Source organism: Streptomyces sp. NPDC025784, assembly GCF_055558435.1.
The window spans coordinates 84,455-98,987 of sequence record NZ_JBVHMN010000011.1 but is presented as its reverse complement, the minus strand read 5'-3'; the positions used below and the strand labels follow the sequence as shown (position 1 = coordinate 98,987).

The window sequence follows — 14,533 nt, the reverse complement described above, 5'->3', positions numbered from 1 at the left end:
TGTCCTCGTGGCACAGACTTTCGGTACGCCGTTCATCGGCCGCGCGGACGAACTCGCCCGGCTCACCGGCGTGCTGGAGCGGGCGACGCAGGGCGACCCACGCGCCGTGCTGGTGGCGGGCGACGCCGGCGTCGGCAAGACCCGCACCCTCGCGGAAGCCGCGGCGCACGCCGCCGCCACCGGCATGACGGTCCTCACCGGCCACTGCGTGGATCTCGGCGACGTGGGCCTGCCGTACCTGCCGTTCACGGAGATCCTCGGTGCCCTCGCCGCGGACGAACGCTTCGCCCCCGCCCTCGCGGCACACCCTGCCGTGGGCCCGCTGCTCGGCGCGGGACCCGGCACCGGCGCGGACCACGGCGGACGGCTCCAGCTCTTCGAGGGGCTGGCCGGACTCCTCGCCGCCGTGACCGACATCAGCCCGCTGCTGCTGGTCCTCGAAGACCTGCACTGGGCGGACCAGTCCTCCCGCGACCTCCTGCGCTTCCTGCTCAGCCGCGGCATCCTGCAACGGCCGGCGGCCGGCGCCTCCGCGCACCGCCTCGCGGTCTTCGCCTCCTACCGGGCGGACGACCTGCACCGGCGCCACCCCCTGCGCCCCCTGCTCGCCGAGCTGATACGGCTGCCCGCCGTCGACCGCCTCGAACTGCGGCCCATGCCCGACGCCGAGGTCGCCCGCCTCGTCCGGGCGCTGCGCACGGACCCCGTGCCGGACACCACGGTCACCCGCATCGTCGAACGCGCCGAGGGCAACGCGTTCTACGCGGAGGAACTGCTCGCCGCGCTGCCGGGCGGCGTCGACCCCGCCTCGCCCGCCATGCCCAGCGGCCTCGCCGACGTCCTCCTCATTCGGATCGAGCAACTCTCCGAGACCGCCCAGCAGGTGCTGCGCACCGCCGCCGTCGCCGGCCGCCGCGTCGAGCACGACCTGCTGCGCGACGCCGTACAACTGCCCGAGGACGCGCTGGAGTCGGCGCTGCGCGAGGCCGTCGGACGACAGCTGCTCGTCCCCGACGAAGCTGCCGCGTACTCGTTCCGGCACGCCCTGACCCGCGAGGCCGTGTACGCCGACCTGCTGCCGGGCGAGCGGGTCCGGCTGCACGGAACCTTCGCCAGGCTCCTCGCGGAGAACGGCCGTTCGGCACGGAGCGCGGCGGAGCGGGCCCATCACTCGCGCGAGAGCCACGACCTCGCCGACGCGCTGACGGCCTCGCTCGAAGCCGCCGACCACGCCCAGCGGGTCGGCGCGCCCGCCGAGGAACTGCGCCACGTGGAGATGGCCCTCGAACTGTGGCCCGCGGTGGACGCCGCGGCCCGCCCGGGGGACGGCGACCAGGTGACCCTCACCCTGCGCGCCTCCGCGGCGGCCGCGCGGGCCGGCGAGTCCCACCGGGCGGTCCACCTCACCCGCGCCGCGCTGGCGCGGGCGGGCTCGGACGCCGACTCGGAACTCGCGGCGCGCGTCCGCTACACCCTCGCGGGCAACCTGATGCGCATCGACAGCCTGAAGGCGGCCTTCACCTACAGCAGCGAAGCGCTCGCCATGATCCCCGAGGAGCCTCCGTCGTACACCTGGGTGTGGGCGGCGGCCACCCATGTCATGGCGGCGCGGTACGTGGGCCGGGACGAGGACGCCGAGCGGGTCGCCCGCCAGGCGCTGCGCACCGCCGAACAGCTTCGGCTCGTCGACGCGCAGGCCGACCTGTTGGTCTCCCTGGTCGGCCTGGAGCCCGACAACCGGCGTACGCGGCGGGGCCGCGACCGGCTGCGGCAGGCCCGCGAGCTGGCACGCGGCTCCGGCAACGTCCCGGTCGAGATGCGCGCGCTCTACAACCTCGCCATCGGCTGCTACGAATCGGGCGACCTCGACGAGTGCCTGAACTGGCTCGGCGAGGGCCTGGACCGTGCCCGCCGCTCCGGTCTCGTCTCCTCGCCGTACGCGTTGGAGCTGCGCTACCTCCAGTCACTGGTGCTCTACACCCTGGGCCGCTGGGACGAGTGCGTCACCGCGGCGGCGTCCGATGCCGAGCGGCTGCCCGCCGCGGCCGGGTTCGCGACCGGCCCCGCCCTGTACGTGGCCGTGGCGCGCGGTGACGAGGACGCCGCCGACCGCGCCCGTGCCCTGCTGGCGGGGCCGTTCGACTGGCTGGCCACGCTCATCGGCGGGATCGTGCTGACCGATGCCGCCGCCCTGCGCGGGGACGCCGACGCCGCCGTCGGGCGGATGCGCGACACGATCGGCGCGCTCACCGGGAACACGGCCACCGACCGGCCCGACGTCGGGGTCAGGCTGGCCGCGCTCGCCCTGTCCGCGGTCGCGGACACGGCCGTGGAGCTGCGGCTGACCGGGGACGAGGCGGGGGCACGGCGGTGGACCGACACCGCGGCCGAGCTGGTGGAGACCGCGCGGGTCACCGCGGACCGGGGCGAGGACGGTTCGCGGCAGGGGCCGGAGGGACTGGCCTGGCTGGCGCGGGCCGAGGCGGAGTGGCTGCGCGCGCACTCCGGGCCGGACGTGCCGGCCTGGGAGAAGGCCGTCACCGCGTTCGGCTACGGCGATCCGTACGAGCTGGCCCGTTGCCGGTGGCGGCTCGCCGAGGCGCTGCTCGCGGCGGACCGACGGGTGGAGGCCGCCGAGCAGGCGCGGGAGGCGCGTGGGACCGCGGTCCGTCTGGGGGCGGAGCCGCTGCGTGAGGCCGTGGATGCGCTCGTGCGGCGCGGGCGCCTGGGCGAGGCGCCGTCCGGCGCGGACCGCTCCCCCGTGCTGACCGCCCGGGAGAGCGATGTCCTGCTGCTGCTCTCGCGGGGGCGCACCAATCGTCAGATCGGGGAGGAGCTCTTCATCAGCGGCAAGACGGCTAGTGTGCACGTGTCCAACATCCTCGCGAAGCTGGGTGCCGCGAGTCGCACGGAGGCCGTCGCCATCGCCTACCGAGAGGGCCTCGTCGCCCCCGGCCCGGACGGCCCCTGACCCCGGCCGGGACGGTCCCCCCGACCTCGGCCGGGACGATCCCTGCCCCTGGACGCGGCGCTCCGCCGGCCCCGATCGGACGCCCCGGCCCGGATGCCTCGGCCCGGGATCCCACGGCTCTGGATGCCACGGCCCCAGGTCGGCGCCGCCCAGGGTTCCTTCGCCCCCGCCGCCCCTACCCGTCCCCTGCCCTGGGGCTCCGCCCCAGACCCCGCTCCTCAATCGCCGGAGGGGCTGTTTCTTGCTGATGCACTCCCCCACTTGCAGCACCACACCGACCAAGGCCGTCCAGGCCGATACGACAACGCCGGACGCGCCGGTGCCTCCGGAGTACGGAAGCTCCCAGCCCGTCCGGCGTTTGAGGACGAGGCCGTCCAGGCCGATGCGGGGGTCTGGGGGCGGCAGCCCCCAGGGGTGCGGGCGACCTCAGACGAGGTTGACCGAGCGAGCCGAAGCCGCTCCGATCTCCTCCGACAGCTCGCCGAGCACCGCCGGCGAGACCGTGTCGTCCACGGTGAGGACGGCGACCGCCTCGCCGCCCACCGCGGCACGGGCGACCTGCATGCCGCCGATGTTGATGCCGGCCTCGCCGAGGATGCGGCCGACGGTGCCGACGACACCGGGACGGTCCTCGTAGCGCAGCACCACCATGTGGTCGGCGAGCGCGAGGTCCACGTCGTACTCGCCGACGGCGACGATCTTCTGGAGGTGCTTCGGCCCGGCCAGCGTGCCGGACACCGAGACCTCCTGGCCGTCGCCGAGCGTGCCGCGCACGGTGACGACGTTGCGGTGGTCCGGGGACTCCGAGCTGGTGGTCAGCCGGACCTCGACGCCGCGCTCCTGCGCGAACAGCGGGGCATTGACGTACGACACCGTCTCGTCGACGACGTCCTCGAACACGCCCTTGAGCGCGGAGAGTTCGAGCACCTTGACGTCGTGCTGGGTGATCTCGCCGTACACCTCGACGTCGAGACGGACGGCGACCTCGCCCGCGAGGGCGGTGAAGATGCGGCCGAGACGCTCGGCGAGCGGCAGGCCCGGCTTGACGTCCTCGGCGATGACACCGCCCTGGACGTTCACCGCGTCGGGGACGAGCTCGCCCGCGAGGGCCAGGCGCACCGAGCGGGCGACGGCGATGCCGGCCTTCTCCTGCGCCTCGTCGGTCGAGGCGCCGAGGTGCGGAGTGCAGACGACCTGGTCGAGCTCGAAGAGCGGGGAGTCCGTGCAGGGCTCCTTCGCGTACACGTCGAGGCCGGCGCCGGCGACGCGGCCCTCCTTGAGCGCCGAGTACAGCGCCTCCTCGTCGACGATCCCGCCGCGCGCGGCGTTGACGATGCGCACCGAGGGCTTGACCTTGTGCAGCGCCTCGTCGCCGATGAGGCCGAGGGTCTCGGGGGTCTTGGGGAGGTGGACGGTGATGAAGTCCGACACCTCCAGCAGCTCGTCCAGCGACAGCACCTTGACGCCCATCTGCGCGGCCCGGGCGGGCTGCACGTAGGGGTCGTAGGCGACGACCTTCATGCCGAACGCGGACATGCGCTGCGCGACGAGCGCGCCGATGCGGCCGAGGCCGACGACGCCGAGGGTCTTCTCGGCGAGCTCGACACCGGTGTACTTGCTGCGCTTCCACTCGCCGTTCTTCAGGGCCGAGTTGGCCTGCGGGATGTTGCGCGCGGTGGCGAGGAGGAGACCGCAGGCCAGTTCGGCGGCGGTCACGATGTTCGAGGTGGGGGCGTTGACGACCATCACGCCGGCCTTGGTGGCGGCGGAGACGTCGACGTTGTCCAGGCCGACGCCGGCTCGTGCGACGACCTTCAGCTTCTTCGCGGCCGCCACGGCCTCGGCGTCGACCTTGGTGGCCGAGCGGATCAGGATGGCGTCGACGTCGGCGACGGCGGGCAGCAGTTCGGCGCGGTCCGCGCCGTTGCAGTGCCGGATCTCGAAGTCCGGGCCCAGGGCGTCGACGGTCGCGGGCGACAGCTCTTCAGCGATGAGTACGACAGGTTTCGAGCTCACGTGAGTCCTCACAAGTCCAATGCGGACGGCCGTCCCGACGGCCGCAGGCGGTGGAGGTTGGCTAGCCGCGTGGAAGACGCACGACGCTGTGGGCCTGACGCGTATGTTGTGCAGCAGTGTAGTGGCGTCACGCCGTTCGTCTTACGCCGCTGCGGAAGGATCACCCGTCCGTGGCTGGACGGGATGGACAACGCCGTGTGCTCGGCGTTACCCGGGGTTCGACGAAGGGGCCGAAGCGTCACGCTCCGGCCCCCGCGTCGTTCGGCTCACGCCTCGTCGTCGTTCACCCACGACATGAGCTTGCGCAGCTCCTTGCCCGTGGTCTCCAGGAGGTGGTTCTCGTCCTGGGTCTTGTACTCGTTGTACTTCTTCAGACCGGAGTGGTACTCCTCCATCCAGTTCTTGGCGAACGTGCCGTCCTGGATCTCGGCGAGGACCTTCTTCATCTCGGCCTTGGTGGCGTCCGTGATGATGCGCGGCCCGGTGACGTAGTCGCCCCACTCGGCGGTCTCGGAGACGGACCAGCGCATCTTCTCCAGGCCGCCCTCGTACATCAGGTCGACGATGAGCTTCAGCTCGTGGAGGCACTCGAAGTAGGCGATCTCCGGCTGGTAGCCGGCCTCGGTCAGGGTCTCGAAGCCCGCCTTGACCAGCGCGGCCGTACCACCGCAGAGGACGGCCTGCTCGCCGAACAGGTCGGTCTCGGTCTCCTCGGTGAAGGTCGTCTTGATGACGCCGGCACGGGTGCCGCCGATGCCCTTGGCGTACGAGAGCGCGAGCGCGAAGGCGTTGCCGGTCGCGTCCTGCTCGACGGCCGCGATGCAGGGAACGCCGCGGCCCTCCTCGTACTGGCGGCGCACCAGGTGGCCCGGGCCCTTGGGCGCGACCATGGCGACGTCGACACCGGCCGGGGGCTTGATGAAGCCGTAGCGGATGTTGAGGCCGTGGCCGAAGAACAGGGCGTCGCCGTCCTTCAGGTTCGGGGCGATGTGCTCCTCGTAGACCTGGGCCTGGATCGGGTCCGGCACCAGGATCATGATGACGTCGGCCTCGGCGGCGGCCTCCGACGGCGTCACCACGCGCAGGCCCTGCTCCTCGGCCTTCGCCTTGGACTTGGAGCCCTCGTGCAGACCGACGCGGACGTCGACACCCGAGTCACGCAGCGACAGCGCGTGGGCGTGGCCCTGGCTGCCGTAGCCGATGACCGCGACCTTGCGGCCCTGGATGATGGACAGGTCGGCGTCGTCGTCGTAGAACAGCTCGGCCACTGGGGTTCTCCTTGGTGTGCTCGTGTTGCGTCCCACCGTACGGCGGGCGGGGGAAGGGAAGTCTTCGGGTCTCGGTATGCGGGCGGACTGTGTGCGCCGTCCGCCCGCACCGGGACGTTTTCCGGGATTAGGCCGACCGGTCCAGAGCGCGCAGCGACCGGTCCGTGATCGAACGCGCCCCGCGCCCGATCGCGATCGTGCCGGACTGGACGAGTTCCTTGATGCCGAACGGCTCCAGCATCTTGAGCATGGCCTCCAGCTTGTCGCTGCCACCGGTCGCCTCGATGGTGACCGCCTCCGGGGAGACGTCCACGGTCTTGGCGCGGAACAACTGAACGATCTCGACGATCTGGGAGCGCGTCTCGTTGTCGGCGCGGACCTTCACCAGAACGAGTTCGCGCTGAACGGCCGAACCGGGTTCCAGCTCGACGATCTTCAGCACGTTGACGAGCTTGTTGAGCTGCTTGGTGACCTGTTCGAGCGGGAGTGCCTCGATCACGTTCACCACGATGGTGATGCGGGAGATGTCGGGGTGCTCGGTGACACCGACGGCCAGCGAGTCGATGTTGAAGCCACGACGGGAGAACAGGGCCGCGATCCGGGCGAGGATGCCGGGCTTGTTCTCGACGAGGACGGAGAGGGTGTGCTTGCTGCTCATGATCTGACTCGGCTCTCTCTCAGTCGTCTTCGTTGTCGCCGAAGTCGGGGCGGACGTCCCGGGCTGCCATGATCTCGTCGTTCGAGGTGCCGGCGGCGACCATCGGCCACACCATCGCGTCCTCGTGGACGATGAAGTCGACGACGACCGGGCGGTCGTTGATCGAGTTCGCCTCTTCGATGACCTTGTCCAGGTCGTCCGGGGACTCGCAGCGGATGGCGTGGCAGCCCATGGCCTCCGACAGCTTCACGAAGTCGGGGACGCGGGTGCCGGCGCTCGGCTGCTTGCCGTCCGCCTCCGGGCCGGAGTGCAGCACGGTGTTGGAGTAGCGCTGGTTGTAGAAGAGGGTCTGCCACTGGCGGACCATCCCGAGGGCGCCGTTGTTGATGATGGCGACCTTGATCGGGATGTTGTTCAGGGCGCAGGTGGTCAGTTCCTGATTGGTCATCTGGAAGCAGCCGTCGCCGTCGATCGCCCAGACCGCGCGGTCCGGCTGACCGGCCTTGGCGCCCATCGCGGCCGGGACCGCGTAGCCCATCGTCCCGGCGCCGCCCGAGTTCAGCCACGTGGCGGGCTTCTCGTACTGGATGAAGTGCGCGGCCCACATCTGGTGCTGGCCGACGCCCGCGGCGAAGATCGTGCCCTCCGGCGCGAGCTGCCCGATGCGCTCGATGACCTGCTGCGGCGAGAGCGAGCCGTTGTCGGGCTGGTCGTAGCCGAGCGGGTACGTCTCGCGCCAGCGGTTCAGGTCGTTCCACCAGGCGGAGTAGTCGCCGGCGTGTCCCTCGCCGTGCTCCTTCTGCACGGCCTGGATCAGGTCGGCGATGACCTCGCGGGCGTCACCGACGATCGGCACGTCGGCGGCGCGGTTCTTGCCGATCTCGGCCGGGTCGATGTCGGCGTGGACGATCTTGGCGTACGGGGCGAAGCTGTCCAGCTTGCCGGTGACGCGGTCGTCGAAGCGGGCTCCGAGGGCGACGATCAGGTCGGCCTTCTGCAGCGCGGTGACGGCGGTGACCGCACCGTGCATGCCCGGCATTCCCACGTGCAGCGGGTGGCTGTCGGGGAATGCGCCGAGCGCCATCAGGGTGGTGGTGACGGGCGCTCCGGTGAGTTCTGCGAGGACCTTCAGCTCGGCGGTGGCGTTCGCCTTGAGGACGCCGCCGCCGACGTACAGGACGGGCCGCTTGGCCTGGGTGATCAGCTTGGCGGCCTCGCGGATCTGCTTGGCGTGCGGCTTGGTCACCGGGCGGTAGCCGGGCAGGTCCTGGACGGGCGGCCACTGGAAGGTGGTCCGCGCCTGGAGGGCGTCCTTGGCGATGTCGACGAGGACCGGTCCGGGGCGGCCGGTGGAGGCGATGTGGAAGGCCTCCGCGATCGTCCGCGGGATGTCCTCCGCCTTGGTCACCAGGAAGTTGTGCTTGGTGATCGGCATGGTGATGCCGACGATGTCCGCCTCCTGGAAGGCGTCCGTGCCGATCGCCTTGGAGGCGACCTGACCGGTGATCGCCACGAGCGGCACCGAGTCCATGTGCGCGTCGGCGATCGGGGTGACCAGGTTGGTGGCACCGGGGCCCGAGGTCGCCATGCAGACCCCGACCTTGCCGGTGGCCTGCGCGTAACCGGTGGCCGCGTGGCCGGCGCCCTGCTCGTGGCGGACGAGCACGTGCCGCACCCGCTTGGAGTCCATCAGCGGGTCGTACGCCGGAAGGATCGCACCGCCGGGAATGCCGAATACGGTCTCGGCCCCGACCTCCTCAAGCGAGCGGATGAGGGACTGCGCGCCCGTGACGTGCTCGGGGGCGGACTGCTGTCCTCCGGAACGGGGCCGCGGCTGCGGATGGTGGGCCCCGGTGGCCTGCTCGGTCATCGGCATTCTCTTCTCGATGCTGAGGGTTTTTGCGAGTTTTGTGCGGTGTACGACATGTGCCTGTGCAACAAAAAACCCCTCGTGCCGTGAGGCAAGCGAGGGGAGCGCGCCGGGTGCGGTCGCTGGGTGTCCCGGGTCCGTCCGGTGGCCACCTAGCTTCAGCCGACGCGCTTTCCAAGTACGAGAATTCGGGTGCGCATGGCATTGACCCTCCCCCCGGCACGCACCGACTGTCAAGTGGGTGGGACGGGAGTCTCATTATGTGAGCGGAGGGCCGTACCGCCCCCGAAAACTGCCGGCACACCACTCGTATACACCCCTGGGCCGCCGCCCGCGAACGCGGGCTCGACGGGGCCGTGGGGCACCGGATAATGGCCGGAAGAGAGCGCTCTGCGCAGCCGGTACTCGTCGAGCGGCCCGGAGAACGCCATGCCCTGCCCATGAGTGCAGCCCATCGCGCGCAACGCGATGACCTGCTCCGGAAGGTCGACGCCGTCGGCCACGGACTGGAGCCCGAGGTCGGTGGCGATCCGCAGCAGCCCACTGGTGATCTTGTGCAGGCGGGCGGACTCGACCACTCCCTCGACCAGACTCCTGTCGAGCTTGAGCACGTCCACGGGGAGTCTCCTGAGCGCCGTGATGGCCGCGTAGCCGCTGCCGAAGCCGTCCAGGGCGATACGGACGCCGAGGCGCCTGAGCGCGTTCAGCCGGCGCTCCAGCTCGTCCAGGGAGACCCGGGGATCGGTGTCGGACAGCTCGATGATCAGGGCGCCGGAGGCGAGCCCGTGCCGGGTGAGCAGGGCTTCCACGGAACCGAGGGTGCCCGAGCGGTCCAGCAGCCGCCGCGCGTTCGTCCGGACGGTGACGGGCACCGTGACGCCCGCGGCGGTCCGCTGGGCGGCCAGCTCGACGGCTTCCTCTAGCACCCAGCGGCCGAGCTCGGCGGTCTTGTCGCTGTCCTCGGCGACGCGCAGGAACTCCGCGGGCGTGAAGAGCACGCCCTGGGCGGAGCGCCAGCGCGCCTGCGCGGTGACCGACGTGATCCGGCCGCTCTCGAGCGACACCACGGGTTGGTGCAGCAGCGCGAACTCGCCGTCCTGCAGGGCCGACCTCAGCCGGGTCGCCAGCTCCGCCTTGCGCACGACGTCCTGCTGCATCTGCGGCGCGTACAGCTCGACGCGTCCCTTGCCCGCGGCCTTGGCGCGGTACATGGCCAGGTCGGCGTTGCGCTGGAGCTCTCCGGCGCCCAGGCCCGGTTCGGCGAAGGCGACGCCGATGGACGCGGCCACCCGGACATCGTTGCCGTCGATGGAGTAGGGCTGGGAGAGGGTGACCCGCAGCCGGTCGGCCAGCTCCATGATGTGGTGTTCGCGGGCGCCACGGTCGCGGTTGCCGTCGCCGACGATCAGGGCCGCGAATTCGTCGCCGCCCAGGCGGGCGGCGGTGTCGCCCTGCCGTACCGAGTCCTGGAGTCTGCGGGCGGCCTGGACGAGGAGTTCGTCGCCGGCCTGGTGCCCGATGGTGTCGTTGACCGCCTTGAAGCCGTCGAGGTCGATGAAGAGGACGGCGCTGCCGCGGTCGGAGGAGCGGCGGCCGGAGAGCGCCTGCTGGACGCGCCGGGTGAACAGCGCGCGGTTGGGCAGGTCGGTGAGCGGGTCGTGCTCGGCGTTGTGCTGCAACTGCGCCTGGAGGCGGACCCGCTCGGTGACGTCGCGGCTGTTGAAGATGAGGCCGCCGTGGTGGCGGTTGACGGTGGACTCCACATTGAGCCAGCCGCCGTCGCCGGACCGGAAACGGCACTCGATCCGGGTCGTGGGTTCCTCGGTCTGGCTGGCCGCGAGAAAACGTCGTACTTCGTGAACTACGCAGCCGAGGTCTTCGGGGTGGATGAGCGCGGCGAGCTCGGAGCCGACGAGATCGTCGGCGTCGCGTCCGTAGACTCCGGCGGCGGCCGGGCTGACGTACCGCAGGACGCCGTTGGGCGCGGCGATCATGATGACGTCGCTGGAGCCCTGCACCAGGGAGCGGAAGTGGTTCTCCTTCTGGGCGAGCTCCTGGGTGAGGGTGATGTTGTCGAGCAGCATGATGCCCTGGCGCACCACGAGGGCCAGCACGACGAGGCCCGCGGTGATCAGGACCACGCGGTCCACGTCGTGGCCGTTGAGGACGTTGTAGAGGATGCCCAGCGTGCAGACGGCGGCGGCCAGATAGGGCGTGAGGGCGGCCAGCGAGCCGGCGATCGGGCGTGAGGCCGGATACCGGCCGTGGCCTCCGTCCTGGGGGTTCACGTGCACGTGTCCCCCTTGGTGTGCGTCGGGCTGTGACGGCAGTGGTCCGTCGTGCCCCTGTGGTCCGTCGGCCCCTTCCGGGCCCTGGAATCCGTGGGATGCGTGGTCCGCCCGCTGCGCGGCACGGTGTCCCCGGCGCTGCCCCGGAATGTGCTCGTGGACCACGCGCGCGTGCCCGTCCGCGGGGTGGTCGTCGGGGTCCGGCTGTCCGTGCCGGGTGCCGACCCAGGGCGCGTATGCGAGGAGCAGTGAGCCGGCGAACCAGCCCGCGTCGAGGAGCTGGCCCGAGTGATAGCTGTTGTGCAGGAGCGGCGAGGTGAACAGGGCGTCGCACATCACGGTCAGGGCGAGCGCCCCGATCGCCGTGTTCACCGCGGAGCGGTTCACCGACGAACGCCTGAAGTGCAGCGCCAGCACCATGCTGACCAGCGCGATGTCCAGCAGCGGGTACGCGAGGGACAGCGCGGTGTGCGCGACGCTCGGGCCGTCGAACTTCGCGGCCTGGGCGAGCGCGAGGCTCCACGACAGCGTGAGCAGCGAACCGCCGATCAGCCAGGCGTCCAGCGCGAGGCACACCCAACCCGCCTTGGTGACGGGCCTCTTGGCGAGCACGAGCAGTCCTACGATGGCGGGTGGCGCGAAGCACAGGAAGAACAGGTCGGCGTAGCTCGGGCTGGGAACTGGGCGGTCGAGGACCACCTCGTACCACCCCCAGACCAGGTTCCCGAGCGAGGCCATGGCGGAGGAGAGCGCGAACAGCAGCCACGCCGGTCGAAAACGGCTGTGCCGGCTACGGGCGTAGCGGAAGCAGGAGGCGGCCGCGGTGCCCGCCGCGGCGCTCAGTCCGAAGTCGCCCATGATCAGCGCAAGTCCGGCGGAGCCCCAGCCGAGCGCGGAACCGACGGCGTATCCCGCGCACACGAAGGCCAGTGCGAGTTGTGAGTACAGACCCGTCCCACCGCCGCACACCGGCCGACGGGTCAGCAGTGCCCCTGGCGAGCTCACCGGGGCCATCCGGAGTCCCGCTGGTCGCCGTGGGCCGGGTGCGCATGCCTCCGGCGGCCGCCGTGCCTGCGGTGGTGATGGCCACCAAGACCGTGGCCGCCGTACCCGGCGTGGCCGCGTCTGCGCGTGGCGGCGCGCAAGGGCCGTCGTCTGCGGCTCCGCCGCGTCGGATCGTTGGTCCATAGGCCGTGCATCGCCCGTCGCCCCCCTCGCAGTCCGAATGTTCAACCCCGGCGCCGAACGGTGCGCGGCGCAGCCCCTGTCGGGACGATACACCAGTCTCGTCACTCAGGGACATAGTTCCTCTACGCTCCGTAACGACCAGCACGGATGTCGGAACTGCCCGCGTTCGGGGAACTGCGGAGGGTGCTCGAAGCGGACGGTGCGCGAACGGGACGTGACCTAAGCGCCGGTGGTAAGGACCACGTTCCGCAGCGGCTCCCGGTTCACGAATCGGTTCAACTGGTCCGCCAGGAGACGCTTGGCGCGCGGCATGAACGCCGAAGTGGGACCGCCGACATGAGGGCTGATGAGCACGCCGGGCGCGTGCCACAAGGGGTGTCCCTGCGGCAGCGGCTCGGGATCGGTGACGTCGAGGGCCGCGGTGAGCCGGCCGCTCTCCAGCTCGCCGAGCAGGGCCTTGGTGTCCACGACGGGGCCGCGCGCGACGTTCACGAGGAGCGCGCCGTCCTTCATCCGGGACAGGAACTCGGCGTCCACCAGGCCTCTCGTGTCCTCGGTCAGGGGCATGGACAGCACGACAATGTCGGCCTCGGGCAGCAGGGCGGGAAGTTCCGTGAGTGGATGCACCAGACCGCGCGCCATGGTGCGCTCGGAGCGCGCGACGCGCGCCACCCGCGCCACCTCGAAGGGTGCGAGCCGGTCCTCGATGGCGGCCCCGATGGACCCGTAGCCCACGATCAGCACGGACTTGTCGGCGAGCGCGGGACGGAAGCCCGAGCGCCACTCCCCCTTGTCCTGGGCGCGCACGAAGTCGGGGATGCCGCGCAGTGAGGCGAGGGTCAGGGCGAGGGTGAGCTCCGCCGTGCTCGCCTCGTGCACACCGCGCGCGTTGCACAGCTGTACGCCCGGACGCAGCTGCCCGAGGCTCGGCAGGACGTGGTCGACGCCGGCGGAGAGCGTCTGCACGACCTGGACGGACGTCATCCCGGGCATCGGCCGCTGCGAGACGGCGGGCGGCTTCATGTAGGGGACGACGTAGAACGCGCACTCGGCCGGGTCCGCGGGGAAGTCCTGGCCGCCGTCCCAGAAGCGATAGGTCAGGCCTTCGGGGAGGCCTTCGATCTCGTCGGCGCGAATCGGGAGCCACACATCGGAAGTCATGGTCAGGAGGCTATGCCAGGCACCCGGAGACACAGAGGTTAGGTTGGGGTGCCAGCAAGGGGAGGATTACGGCCAGGTGGAGCGCAGGACGATCGGGGCGGCGGCGCTCGAGGTGGGCGCGGTCGGGCTCGGGTGCATGCCGATGAGCTGGGCGTACACCGCTTCGCGGCAGCGTGGCGAGGAGTCGCTGCGCGCGGTGCACACGGCGCTCGACCAGGGCTCGACGCTGCTCGACACGGCCGACATGTACGGCCCCTTCACCAATGAGCTCCTGGTGGGGAGGGTGCTGAAGGAGCGGCGCTCCGACGCCTTCGTGTCGACCAAGGTCGGTCTGCTGGTCGGCGAGCAGCACATCGTGGCCAACGGCCGCCCCGGCTACGTGAGACGGGCGTGCGACGCGTCGCTGCGCCGGCTCCAGACGGACGTGATCGACCTCTATCAGCTGCATCGCGCGGACCCGGAGGTCCCGGTCGAGGAGACCTGGGGCGCGATGGCCGACCTGGTCACCGCGGGCAAGGTCCGCTCGCTCGGCCTGTGCGCGGTGGGTGCCCGGTCCGGCCGCCGCTCGGGGGCACGGCTGCACGACGGGACGATCCGGCAGCTGGAGCGGGTGCAGCAGGTCTTCCCGGTCAGCGCGGTCGAGGCCGAGCTGTCGGTGTGGTCGACGGAGGCGCTGGACGCGCTGCTGCCGTGGTGCGCGGCGCGCGGGGTCGGCTTCCTTTCGGCGATGCCGCTCGGCAACGGTTTCCTGACCGGCACGCTGACCCCGGGCGAGGGTTTCGAGCCCGACGACCTGCGCGCCCGCCACCCGCGTTTCACCGCGGAGATGATGGCGGCGAACCAGCCGATCGTGGCGGGGCTGCGGCGGATCGCCCGGCGGCACGGGAACGAGGTGACGCCCGGGCAGGTGGCGCTCGCGTGGGTGCTGGCGCAGGGGCCGCAGGTGGTTCCGGTGCCGGGGACCAAGCAGGAGCGCTGGGTCACCGAGAACGCGCGGGCGGCCGGACTGCGGCTGACGGCGGCCGACCTCGCCGAGGTGGCGGCGCTGCCGGGGGCGCGGGGATCCTGGGACTGAGCCCGCCCGCTGCGGGACCGTGGGCCTCGGGCTTCGGT

Annotated in this window: 8 protein-coding genes; 2 read left to right on the top strand and 6 right to left on the bottom strand. The window is 71.5% G+C overall.

The genetic code is table 11. The features are described 5' to 3' along the window. The first annotated feature begins 7 nt into the window (after positions 1-7). The gene (locus ACZ4IF_RS24595) at positions 8-2,971 is read left to right on the top strand and encodes a helix-turn-helix transcriptional regulator (protein ID WP_467566222.1); all 2,964 of its coding nucleotides are present in this window, start codon (positions 8-10) and stop codon (positions 2,969-2,971) included. A gap of 426 nt (positions 2,972-3,397) precedes the next feature. Here ACZ4IF_RS24595 and serA read toward each other — a convergent pair whose 3' ends face one another. The 6 genes from serA to ACZ4IF_RS24565 form a co-directional block, all read right to left on the bottom strand. Beyond that, positions 3,398-4,987, bottom strand: coding sequence for a phosphoglycerate dehydrogenase (gene serA, locus ACZ4IF_RS24590; RefSeq protein ID WP_359501517.1), 1,590 nt, complete (start codon positions 4,985-4,987; stop codon positions 3,398-3,400). 266 nt (positions 4,988-5,253) lie between these two features. Then, complete coding sequence (gene ilvC, locus ACZ4IF_RS24585) at positions 5,254-6,255, bottom strand: ketol-acid reductoisomerase (protein WP_099504719.1); 1,002 nt, start codon at positions 6,253-6,255, stop codon at positions 5,254-5,256. 127 nt (positions 6,256-6,382) lie between these two features. Next, positions 6,383-6,913, bottom strand: coding sequence for an acetolactate synthase small subunit (ilvN, locus tag ACZ4IF_RS24580; protein WP_028805269.1), 531 nt, complete (start codon positions 6,911-6,913; stop codon positions 6,383-6,385). Positions 6,914-6,932: 19 nt separating this feature from the next. Continuing rightward, complete coding sequence (locus ACZ4IF_RS24575) at positions 6,933-8,789, bottom strand: acetolactate synthase large subunit (protein WP_467566217.1); 1,857 nt, start codon at positions 8,787-8,789, stop codon at positions 6,933-6,935. A 227-nt stretch (positions 8,790-9,016) separates the two neighbouring features. Further along, complete coding sequence (locus ACZ4IF_RS24570) at positions 9,017-12,085, bottom strand: putative bifunctional diguanylate cyclase/phosphodiesterase (RefSeq protein ID WP_467566214.1); 3,069 nt, start codon at positions 12,083-12,085, stop codon at positions 9,017-9,019. Positions 12,086-12,478: 393 nt separating this feature from the next. Then, a complete protein-coding gene (locus ACZ4IF_RS24565; RefSeq protein WP_467566211.1) occupies positions 12,479-13,420 on the bottom strand; it encodes a 2-hydroxyacid dehydrogenase in 942 nt (313 codons plus the stop codon). A gap of 76 nt (positions 13,421-13,496) precedes the next feature. On the opposite strand from ACZ4IF_RS24565, the gene ACZ4IF_RS24560 reads away from it, so the two are divergent. Continuing rightward, positions 13,497-14,495, top strand: a complete 999-nt coding sequence (locus ACZ4IF_RS24560; protein ID WP_467566208.1) for an aldo/keto reductase — start codon at positions 13,497-13,499, stop codon at positions 14,493-14,495. Positions 14,496-14,533 lie beyond the last annotated feature (38 nt).

Bases quoted from the DNA above. Each gene is read 5' to 3' on its own strand.
- ACZ4IF_RS24565 (WP_467566211.1), bottom strand. From the start codon at position 13,420: ATGACTTCCGATGTGTGGCTCCCGATTCGCGCCGACGAGATCGAAGGC.
- ilvN (WP_028805269.1), bottom strand. From the start codon at position 6,913: ATGAGCAGCAAGCACACCCTCTCCGTCCTCGTCGAGAACAAGCCCGGC.
- ACZ4IF_RS24570 (WP_467566214.1), bottom strand. From the start codon at position 12,085: ATGGCCCCGGTGAGCTCGCCAGGGGCACTGCTGACCCGTCGGCCGGTG.
- ACZ4IF_RS24575 (WP_467566217.1), bottom strand. From the start codon at position 8,789: ATGCCGATGACCGAGCAGGCCACCGGGGCCCACCATCCGCAGCCGCGG.